This is a genomic window from Photorhabdus heterorhabditis, from assembly GCF_018448905.1.
Taxonomy (GTDB): domain Bacteria; phylum Pseudomonadota; class Gammaproteobacteria; order Enterobacterales; family Enterobacteriaceae; genus Photorhabdus; species Photorhabdus heterorhabditis.
Map to the genome: position 1 here is coordinate 1 of NZ_RCWA01000170.1, position 678 is coordinate 678.

General features: G+C 49.1%; 1 protein-coding gene. It reads right to left on the minus strand.

Annotated features, from left to right (window positions below; all coding sequences use genetic code 11):
• A partial coding sequence (locus EAE89_RS23125; protein ID WP_214086681.1) for an Rpn family recombination-promoting nuclease/putative transposase occupies positions 1-678 on the minus strand: 678 nt, incomplete at both ends.

Here is a 678-nt window from a genome sequence, read left to right on the forward strand (position 1 = left end):
AAAGTGTGAGAGATCCAGCGTATGCCCATTCAGTAAAATATAGCTTAATACCACATTGCGCTGTTCGGTTGTATTATACCCTGCATTCAAGAGTTCCACCAATTGGGGTATCCATTCCAGCATATCCCGGCAGCGGATGTGTTTTTGCACCAGTTCCATCAGGGCAACGCCTTTATGCGTCAGGATCTCTTCATCACTGAGCACACTGACATCCACCAACGGAAACGCCTGACGGTATAAGCGGGCCGCCTGTTCAGGGAGCGTAAAACAATCCAGCCACCGGTTTGAGTAAGGATATGGACGAATCTCACCATGATAAAACAGCAGAGGCATCACCAAAGGGAGTTCGGTATGGCCTTTTTTCAGGTGGGCCGCCATAGCTGACATGGCATAATACATCAGCCGCCAGGCCATCAACGGGTCAGGGGTAGACTGATGTTCAATCAGACAATAGATATAGCCCTGCCCCCGGGCCGTTTCAACCGAGTACAGCACATCACTGTGCAGTTGACGTAAATGCCGGTCTACAAAACTGCCGGGTTCCAGTTTCAATGTGGCTAAATCACACAACAACTGGATCTCTTCGGGCAGATAAAGGGATAAAAACTCCCTGGCCGTTTCGGGCTGCGTTAAAAAATGCTTGAATAACGCGTCATGGTGAGGCCGTTTTTCTTTCTT